Genomic DNA, 2,667 nt, shown 5'->3' on the forward strand with positions numbered 1-2,667 from the left:
CTCTAACACTCAACTTGCTCCAGGCCCGTGAAGTCGCCATGAGCTTTTTCCGGCCCTCCCTGAAGGATATTGGCCTCACTGAACAACAATGGCGGGTGGTGCGGATTCTCAGTCAGCAGGGCGAACTGGAGATCAATCGCTTGGCGGACTTGGCGTGTATTCTCAAGCCCAGCATGACCGGGGTACTGGCGAGGATGGAAGCCGCAGAGCTGGTCGAACGACGGCGCTCAGAACACGACCAGCGTCGAGTGCTGGTGAAACTGACCGTTGCCGGAGATAGCTGTTTTGAAAGTATGAGGGGGCGCATGGAAGAGAACTATGAGCGCTTGCAGGAAGGCTTCGGCGCGGAAAAATTGCAGACGTTGTTGGTGCTGCTCAACGATTTGAAGTCACTGAAACGTTGATCTCTGGATGATCACTGCTGGCAAAAACGACCGCCAGCAGTGAGTGTTTGAAATTGACTTGAAATCAGTAAACGCCACCGGTACTGATGGTGGCCGGGGTATTTTTGAACTTACTTGTCAGTGCTTTCAGGCCTTGCATCAGTACAGTGGTGTCGACGCCCACCGCTACGAATGCCGCGCCGAGCTCGATGTAGCGCCTGGCCAGTTTTTCGTCAGCGCTGAGAATGCCGGGTGCTTTGCCCGCATTGCGGATTCGAATGATCGTGTCTTCAATGACTGCTTGAACTTCGGGATGGCCCGGATTGCCACGATGGCCCATGGCAGCGCTGAGGTCGGCGGGGCCGATAAACACCCCGTCAACGCCTTCGACGTTGACGATGGCATCCAAATTGGCCAAGCCTTTGAGGCTTTCAATCTGCACCAGCAGGCATATTTGCTCGTCAGCCTTGTCCAGGTATCCGGGCACGGTGTTCCAGCGTGACGCCCGTGCCAATGCGCTACCTACACCGCGCACGCCACTGGGTGGATAGCGCACGGCGCGCACCAGTTCTTGCGCTTGCTCGGTGCTTTCGACCATCGGCACCAACAAGGTCTGGGTGCCGATGTCCAAAATTTGTTTGATCAACGTTGTGTCGCCAGCGACAGGGCGGATCACCGGATGACTGGCGTAGGGCGCTATCGCCTGTAGTTGACCAAGCATGCTGCGTACGTTATTGGGCGCATGCTCGCCGTCGATCAATAGCCAATCGAAATCGGCATTGGCTGCCAGCTCCGCGCAGTAAGGGTTGGCCAGGCCGAGCCAAAGGCCGATCTGCGCTTTGCCGCTTTTCAGGCGTTGCTTGAATGTGTTGATGGGCATATCCATGAATCAATCCTCCAGGAGTCAGACGAAGCGGCAGGAGATGGAGCCCAGCATGTCGTAGTCGACATGGAAGGTATCGCCTGGGCTGGCGGCCACTGGACGGGTAAACGACCCGCCCRGAATGATTTGCCCCGGTTGTAACGTGACATCGTAAGGTGCGARCTTGTTGGCCAGCCAGGCGACACCTTTCGCCGGGTGATTGAGCACGGCGGCAGAAACTCCTGATTCCTCGATCACGCCATTGCGGTACAAGACAGCGGGCACCTTACGCAGGTCGACCTCATGAGGGCGCACAGCACGGCCACCCATGACCACTCCCGCGTTCGCCGCATTGTCGGAAATGGTGTCGAAGACCTTGCGCGTGGCTTTGGTCTCGGGATCGATCTGCTGGATACGCGCGTCAATGATTTCCAGGGCGGGGATCACCCATTCGGTAGCATCCAGTACATCGAAAATAGTGACGTTTGGGCCTTTGAGCGGCTTGCCGAGAATGAATGCCAGCTCCACTTCAACGCGCGGCACGATAAAACGGTTGAAGGGGATATCGGTACCTTCGTCGAACAGCATGTCGTCAAGCAACGCCCCGTAATCCGGTTCTGTAATGTTTGATGAAACCTGCATGGCCCGAGAGGTCAGGCCAATCTTGTGCCCCACCAGCTTGCGTCCGTTCTTTATTTTCTGCGCCACCCAGGCTCGCTGAATGGCATAGGCATCTTCGATGGTGATCTGTGGATGCGCGAGGGAGAACTGCCCGACTTGCTCACGAGAGCGTTCGGCGTTGTCCAGTTGAGCAGCGGCTTGCTGGATGAATTCTTGATCGAGCATGACGTGGATCTCTTAATGAGGATTGACGATGGCGGCAGGCGTGCGCAGCACCAGGAAGGCGCCTGCGACGATCAAGGTCGCGAGGACGTAGAGGGCAAGGCTGGCGCTGTGGGTGGTGTCACGCATCCAGCCAATCAGATTGGGTGTCAGAAACGAGGCAATACTTCCCAGAGAGCTGATCAAGGCGATGMCCGCCGCCTGGGTGCTGTTTGACAGGAATGCGGGAGGCAGCTGCCAAAACATCGGTAGTGCGGCGCTCGCGCCCATACCGGTAATCACCAATCCGCCGATTACCATGAAGGGATCGTCAGGCAAAAGTCCGGCTACGGCGATACCGAGGGCTGACATGAGCAATGGCACACTCAAGTGCCACCGGCGTTCGCGGCGCCGATCCGATGAGCGTCCGCAGGCGATCATGAAACCGCAGCCTGCCAGATAGGGCAGAGCACTGAGCAGGCCGACCTTGCCATCGCTGCCAATCCCGGAGCTGTGAATCAGTGTAGGCATCCAGAAAGCTAGCGTGTTGACCGCCAACATGACCGCGCAATAGATGCCCACCAGCAGCCAGACCTGAGG

At 57.5% G+C, this 2,667-nt stretch carries 4 protein-coding genes; 1 reads left to right on the forward strand and 3 read right to left on the reverse strand.

What is annotated here, in order from left to right; genetic code table 11:
* Positions 1–404, forward strand: a 404-nt coding sequence (gene hpaR, locus ACXRVY_RS23275; RefSeq protein WP_458238352.1) for a homoprotocatechuate degradation operon regulator HpaR, incomplete at its 5' end; no start/stop codon positions are given.
* Positions 405–468: 64 nt separating this feature from the next.
* Here hpaR and hpaI read toward each other — a convergent pair.
* The 3 genes from hpaI to ACXRVY_RS23290 form a co-directional block, all read right to left on the reverse strand.
* Positions 469–1,269, reverse strand: coding sequence for a 4-hydroxy-2-oxoheptanedioate aldolase (gene hpaI, locus ACXRVY_RS23280; protein ID WP_223457530.1), 801 nt, complete (start codon positions 1,267–1,269; stop codon positions 469–471).
* A gap of 18 nt (positions 1,270–1,287) precedes the next feature.
* Positions 1,288–2,091, reverse strand: coding sequence for a 2-oxo-hept-4-ene-1,7-dioate hydratase (hpaH, locus tag ACXRVY_RS23285; RefSeq protein ID WP_458238353.1), 804 nt, complete (start codon positions 2,089–2,091; stop codon positions 1,288–1,290).
* A gap of 12 nt (positions 2,092–2,103) precedes the next feature.
* Positions 2,104–2,667: MFS transporter (locus ACXRVY_RS23290; RefSeq protein WP_458238354.1), on the reverse strand; the 564-nt coding region annotated here is incomplete at its 5' end.

Source organism: Pseudomonas sp. P5_A2_2 (assembly GCF_054177685.1).